Origin of the sequence: Emticicia sp. (genome assembly GCF_049241225.1) — a bacterium.
GTDB lineage: Bacteria > Bacteroidota > Bacteroidia > Cytophagales > Spirosomataceae > Emticicia.
The window spans coordinates 9,792-16,056 of sequence record NZ_JBMLRC010000087.1 but is presented as its reverse complement, the minus strand read 5'-3'; the positions used below and the strand labels follow the sequence as shown (position 1 = coordinate 16,056).

The 6,265-nt window shown below is 37.4% G+C and carries 8 protein-coding genes; 5 read left to right on the top strand and 3 right to left on the bottom strand.

Going from position 1 to position 6,265, the window contains the following annotated elements; all coding sequences use genetic code 11:
• Positions 1-22: 22 nt before the first annotated feature.
• Entirely contained in the window at positions 23-826 is an 804-nt protein-coding gene (locus ACOVO2_RS05335; protein WP_421768969.1) for a penicillin-binding transpeptidase domain-containing protein, read from the bottom strand.
• Positions 827-1,021: 195 nt separating this feature from the next.
• Here ACOVO2_RS05335 and ACOVO2_RS05330 point away from each other — a divergent pair, with 195 nt between their 5' ends.
• From ACOVO2_RS05330 to folK, 3 genes are read left to right on the top strand one after another with little or no spacing between them, the layout of a single operon-like run.
• Complete coding sequence (locus ACOVO2_RS05330; RefSeq protein ID WP_421768968.1) at positions 1,022-1,435, top strand: hypothetical protein; 414 nt, start codon at positions 1,022-1,024, stop codon at positions 1,433-1,435.
• Entirely contained in the window at positions 1,416-2,174 is a 759-nt protein-coding gene (locus ACOVO2_RS05325; RefSeq protein ID WP_421768967.1) for a geranylgeranylglyceryl/heptaprenylglyceryl phosphate synthase, read from the top strand. The genes ACOVO2_RS05330 and ACOVO2_RS05325 overlap by 20 nt, the downstream gene beginning before the upstream one ends.
• Positions 2,171-2,662: a 2-amino-4-hydroxy-6-hydroxymethyldihydropteridine diphosphokinase gene (gene folK, locus ACOVO2_RS05320; protein ID WP_421768966.1), complete on the top strand. Its 492-nt coding sequence runs from the start codon at positions 2,171-2,173 to the stop codon at positions 2,660-2,662. The genes ACOVO2_RS05325 and folK overlap by 4 nt, the downstream gene beginning before the upstream one ends.
• An 82-nt stretch (positions 2,663-2,744) precedes the next feature.
• Here the strand turns inward: folK and ACOVO2_RS05315 are convergent, their stop codons facing one another.
• The gene (locus tag ACOVO2_RS05315; protein ID WP_421768965.1) at positions 2,745-3,488 is read right to left on the bottom strand and encodes an SAM-dependent methyltransferase; all 744 of its coding nucleotides are present in this window, start codon (positions 3,486-3,488) and stop codon (positions 2,745-2,747) included.
• A 115-nt stretch (positions 3,489-3,603) separates the two neighbouring features.
• Here ACOVO2_RS05315 and ACOVO2_RS05310 point away from each other — a divergent pair, with 115 nt between their 5' ends.
• Complete coding sequence (locus ACOVO2_RS05310; RefSeq protein ID WP_421768964.1) at positions 3,604-4,599, top strand: toxin-antitoxin system YwqK family antitoxin; 996 nt, start codon at positions 3,604-3,606, stop codon at positions 4,597-4,599.
• Between the two features lie 230 nt (positions 4,600-4,829).
• On the top strand, positions 4,830-5,447 hold the full coding sequence (aat, locus tag ACOVO2_RS05305; RefSeq protein WP_421768963.1) for a leucyl/phenylalanyl-tRNA--protein transferase: 618 nt from the start codon (positions 4,830-4,832) through the stop codon (positions 5,445-5,447).
• Between the two features lie 281 nt (positions 5,448-5,728).
• Here the strand turns inward: aat and ACOVO2_RS05300 are convergent.
• The coding region (locus tag ACOVO2_RS05300) for a thioredoxin fold domain-containing protein (RefSeq protein WP_421768962.1) at positions 5,729-6,265 on the bottom strand (537 nt) is incomplete at its 5' end.

Genomic DNA, 6,265 nt, shown 5'->3' with positions numbered 1-6,265 from the left:
AACAAATTAATCAATAACCAACTCAAATAGCTTTGATTTGTTTCAAAATCGTTTTGGTGATTGTTTTTCGGCATTGACCAAAATTTGGATTCGGTTCTGAACGTTTTTTTGAAATTCGAGTGGCAAAGAAATAAGTATTTTCTCGACTTTCCACATATCCAACCCACCAACCCGAATCAATACCACCATCACGAGTCCAACCAGTTTTGGCTCTGATTGTGTATTCGTTGGTTTTCTCTGCAAGCATTACTTTTTTCAAAATCTCGTAATTTCGCTTAGAAAAAGGCAGTTTTTCTTCATAAACAGCCTTCAAAAACGCAACTTGATTTTGCGGAGAAATTCCAAAACGTCCAAAATTCCAAAAATCAGCACCTTTCTCCGATAAATCTACATTACCATAACGACAGGCTTTCAGATACTTTGTATAATTTTTTCGACCTATTTTCTTCGCCAATTCGATAAACGCCCAGCCAGCCGATACTTCAAATGCTTCCCGCACGGTCATATCTTTATAAATCTCTGGGCGATAGCCATAAAGCGTCGTATCGGTCTTTCCTACCCACTTCACAACCTCGTTTTCGTCTCTGATTACTTTTGTTTCTAAGGCAATCAATAAATTTATGATTTTGAAGGTCGAAGCGGGCAAACTTAGTTTTTGAGCATCGATAGAGTCTGAATAAATCCACTTCTTATTTTTATAATCATAGATTGTTGTACTGCCTTTAATGCCACATTCTCGAAAGGCTCGCTGCAAATCAGTTTGCCCCGAAACACTAAACGAAACGCGAAAAAAGCCAATCAATAAAGCCAAGTAGTGGAGTTTCATTTTAAACAATTATTTTTTATGCCAAAATTTCACCCGTAGGAACGTCCAAATTGGACATTCCTGCAAAGTTCATCAATCAAAACTAACATTTTATCAGTAAATAATATTGCTTTTGCTAGCACAAAGTCACAAATCAACGATTCACTTTTCTTTTTTGGTCATTTTTCAATACTTTTGAGCAAAAATCAGCTTAAAGTGAAAAAATCAAACGAAAGCATCATCAATATTCCTGTGGTTCCGCCCAAAACAGCAAGTCGTGAGGAACGTAAAGAATTTTTGCAGGAGTCGGCCAATAAATATCTGGAGGCCATCGAAACGCAAATCGGAGATTTGAAGAAAGTGGGGAAGAATGCTTTGGTTATCGGAGGGGTAGTTCTAACGGCCTACGCTCTCACAGAATTACTTTTACCTTCGGCTAAACAAAAAATTTCGCTTGACCCTAAGCCAATCGTACGGGAAGACGAAGACAACGACGAAGATTCTTTCGTATGGGCTGCTCTGAAAGGTGTTGCAACGTCGGTTTTGCTGACTATTGCAAAAAATAAACTTTTGGAAATTATAGAAAACCTTACCACCGACGCCACCGAAAATGTCGAGACAGATTCTTGATAAAATACTAACTAACAAGCAATTACAAAAAAAATCTTTGGCTGTTTTACTCGACCCCGATAAAGTTGAGTTAAATTCTTTCGAGACTTTTTTATATGCTTGTACCGAAAACCGAGTAGATTATTTCTTGGTTGGCGGTAGCTTGATTACAAAAAACATCATGGGCGAAATGATTGCCGTCATTCGCCAGAAAACCAATATTCCTGTCATTATTTTTCCAGGAAATAGCCTACACATTGAGCCAACGGCCGACGCAATTCTTTTACTGTCATTGATTTCTGGACGAAATCCCGATTATCTGATTGGTCAGCACGTTATTGCAGCACCCTTACTCAAACAAAGCGGGTTAGAGATTTTATCAACGGGTTATATGCTCATTGATAGCGGTCGACAAACTACGGTTTCTTATATCAGTAATACTACTCCGATTCCGCACGACAAAGCCGATATTGCGGTTTGTACAGCAATAGCAGGCGAAATGCTTGGTCACAAACTGATATATTTGGACGGCGGAAGCGGAGCGATGTATCCTGTTTCGCCAAAAATGATTGAGAAAGTAAGCAAAAACGTGAGCTTACCGCTAATTGTTGGAGGAGGAATAAATTCGCCCGAAAAAGCTACCGCCGCTCTCGAAGCAGGGGCAGATATTATTGTGATTGGCAATGCTTTCGAGAAAAACCCCGCTTTACTTTCCGAAATTGCCGAAGCCGTTCAAACCTTTAATTTATCAATTGCTTGAAACTCCATCAAATTTTTCTTGGCTTAGGTTCTAATTTAGGAAATCGAGAAGAAAACCTCTCGACTGCACAAAAGTTGATTGAAGAAAAAGTTGGTAAAATTCGCTCGAAATCAAGTATTTATGAAACCGCTGCGTGGGGAATTACCGAACAAAATGCTTTTTTGAACCAAGTTATTGAAGTTGAAACCAGTTTTTCACCAAGTGCAGTGCTTCATTTAGTACTGAACATTGAAAAAGACATGGGGCGAATTCGTGAAATCAGGTGGGGCGAACGCAGCATTGATATTGATATTTTATATTACAACAACGAGATAATTTCCACCGAAACCCTTGTAGTTCCACACCCATTTATTCAAGAACGAAAATTTGTTTTGGTGCCACTTTGCGAAATCGCTCCAGCGTTTATTCACCCGAAGTTGAATCAGACAAATCTTGAATTACTCGAAAAATGTCGAGATTCGGGCGAGATAAAACAATATTGTCTGTGAGGACACAGACAATGGCACAGGTGACTAAATATCAATTAAGTAAATATCTGTGGACTTATGGACTATTGACCATGGGGACTACTTAATTCATAATTGCGGGTACTTTCTGAACTACAAAAATCATTCGGTCAGATTCTGCTACGTCGAAAAGTTGTAGGTCATAACTTCCGTAGATTTCTTTGCAAGTCAACTCTGCTCTCCGGAAATAATACCTAAAATCTTCGCAAGTCAAAATCTTGACTCTTTCTTCAAAATGGTAATGTTCGTTTTCGTAATCGAAATCAATATTTTTTACAATGAAACCGTATTCGATTTTCTTTGTAATGACGAATTTTATGCCATCAACTTCTTTTTCGTAGTATTTTGTTAAATTTTTTACGGCTTTCGCACTATTCATATAATCAAGCACAAGTGTTCCGCCCGATTTTAAATTTTCGGCAACCGCTTTTATGGCTCGAAAATTGTCGTAGTTTTCTTCAAAATATCCAAAACTTGTAAATAAATTTAGCACAAAATCGAAAGAGTCTGGGCGAAAAGTCTCACGCATATCATGCACAAAAAAGTGCAAATTCTGGCTGGCTGATTGATTGGCTGCTTCGATATTATTTCGAGATAAATCAATCCCAGTTACATCGTAGCCCTTTGAATTTAGGTAAATAGCGTGACGGCCTTTTCCGCAGGCAAGGTCGAGAAAAGTATTGTTTGGTGCAAAACCAAGCTTTTTTTCGAGATTATCAATGAGCATTTGAGCTTCTTCGTAGCTTCGGCTTTTATAAAGTTGATGATAAAAAGAAGTATCAAACCATTCTGCAAACCACTCTTTCATTATCTTTATATCAATTTAGTACATTCGGAGTTGAGAGAAAATAAGCCCGAATTCAATTTTTTTTCAAATTTTCCGTTGTAAATAGAGTGCAAAATTACCATCATTATTATCGAAAATGAAACTTTACCACAAAATATACCAATTTGCTTCAATTTCATCTTTTGTTCTGCTATCATTTTCAATGGCCGATGCCCAAACAAGTGATGCCGTACCAAAAGCAAAGCGTAAAGGAGATAAAGGTTATAAAAAAGAAACGATTAAAGAAAAACTTGACAGACTTCCCGTTGGTGTAACCACACCAAAGGCTTCAGCATCCTTGCCCGGAGGAAACAATATTTCGAGTGTTGATGATGCTAAAAAGTTTGCGACCGAAACTTTACCTGATTTAGGTTTAAAGCTCAAAAAGACCATAAAAGATGTAAAAAAGGAAATTAAAGGCTTGAAAAAAGAATTTAATGGCCGAGATTACGAAGGAATTAAAGTTGAAAAACAATTAATCAGACAGGGAACAGGAAATAATCTGACCTTTTTAGAGTTTTATACGCTCAAAGAATTTACGCAACCAAATCCGTATAATAGGCACTTATTCTGGTACGACCGCAAAGCCAACAGAATCGTGGAAGGTATCGGTCGTGACAGAGCCACGAATGATTTAATGCACGGGCCATATAAAAAATATTTGGGCGATTTGGTGGTTGAAGAAGGCTGGTATTATCTCGGAGCAAAAGATGGGCGTTGGGAATTATACGATAAAAATTACAATTTGCTGAATAAGGAATACTACGAACGAGGTTTCTACCAAGATTCTGAAATAAGTTACTACGACGAAAGCAAAACAAAAATCAAAGAAGTAAAACCAAAACTCTACGGAAAAGTAACAGGCGAATACCTAACATTTAATGAAAGTGGAACATTGGCCGAGCAAGGCATGATGGACGATAGCGTAAAAGTTGGTCGTTGGATTGAATATTACCCAACGGGTAATCGCCGAAAGAAAGAAACTCAGTACGGGAAAGATTGCTACGATTCTCAGTTTGAATCATACATCGTTTATGAATACGACGAGAAGGGAAAAATCACTTTTGAATCTCCAAAAATTAAGAAGAACTAAGTTTTAGTCAACCGACAACGGTCAACTGTCAACAGAAATTTCTTTAATTTCAGAAAACAGTTGTGTCAAAATTAGTTTTTTTTATTTTTTTCTTTAATTTTGTTAAATAGATGGTTGAAAATAAGCGACAATCTTACTTTTTGTAAAACGGCAATAATGAATGCTTTACATTACTGTTGACTTGTCGACTATTGACCGTGGACTACTTAGCATATAGCTACAACTATTTAATGACAAAACTTACGCCTGACGACTTAATTTATGGCTATATAAATGGTATTTTCCCGATGGCAGATTCGGACGGGACGCTTTATTGGTATTCGCCCGACCCTCGTGCTATCATTCCAATTGATACCTACAAACCACCAAAATCGCTTCGTCCTGTACTCAACAAAAACTATTTTGAGATTCGCTTTAATCATAATTTTGAGGGGGTCATGCGTGGCTGTGCCGTTGCTCGAAGTGATTCGGACGATACTTGGATTTCGGAAGAAATCATTGATGCTTATACTGGCCTAAATGGCATGGGGCTGGCTCATAGTGTAGAGGCTTATTTAGATAACAAACTCGTTGGAGGGCTTTATGGCGTTTCTATTGGAGCGGCATTTTTTGGTGAATCAATGTTTTACACCCAACCCAATGCCTCGAAAGTGGCTTTTCATTATTTGATTCAAACGCTTCGCCAACAAGGATTCGAATTACTTGATACTCAATTCATTAACGATAATGTAAGGCGTTTTGGTGCTATCGAAATTCCAAAATTTCAGTACCTCAACTTGCTCCGACAAGCCACTGCAAAAAAAGCCCGCTTTACTGAACTCGAAATCGAACATTTGTTTAATAGATAACAATTATTCAAATCTACAGTCCGCAGGACTTTCATATTGGTAGCATAAAATCAAAAAAGTATAATTAGAATGCCGTAGGTATTCAACTAAACCGCCTATTTGTTGAATACCTACGGCATTCTGATAGTTGACCCAATGATTGTTTCTACCAATATGAAAGTCCTACGGACTAAAACCAGTTATTACTCCTCAATAATTTAATTGGAAAAATATCTAATAAAACATAAAAAAGCCTCAGCATTTATTGAAAATACTGAGGCTTTTCTCTTTTTATGAAGAAATCAAGGCTTTTTATAATTGCTGATTCCTTCGTCCAGAAACTTCAAAAATTCTTCTTTTGAAGTATAGCCAATTGGCTGTTTCACAATCAATTTTCCGTTAGAATCTTCGATAACGTAGTACGGTTGGGCATTGTTGTTATATTTTACAATTTCCAAATCCATATTCTTATCCCCTACTGTTACTTTCAATTCATCATCGTATTTCGATGTATATTGTTTTTCTTTTGGAAGTTCTTTTTTATCATCAACGTACAGAGATGCTATCACGAAATCGTTTTTGAGTTTCTCTAACACTTCGGGTTTTGGCCAAACATTTTCTTCCATTTTACGGCAATTTGCACAAGCATAGCCCGTAAAATCTATAAAAAGTGGTTTACCAACTTCTTTCGAGTAGGCAAGGGCATCGTCATAATCATAGAATCCTTTCAATTCGTGCGGTAAATCTCTGAGTTTAGAGCCATCAGCAACCGTTGTAGCGATTGTTTTTGGAGGCAAAAGCCCCGACAACAAACTTAGTTCTTTTCCGTGCGAAACTCC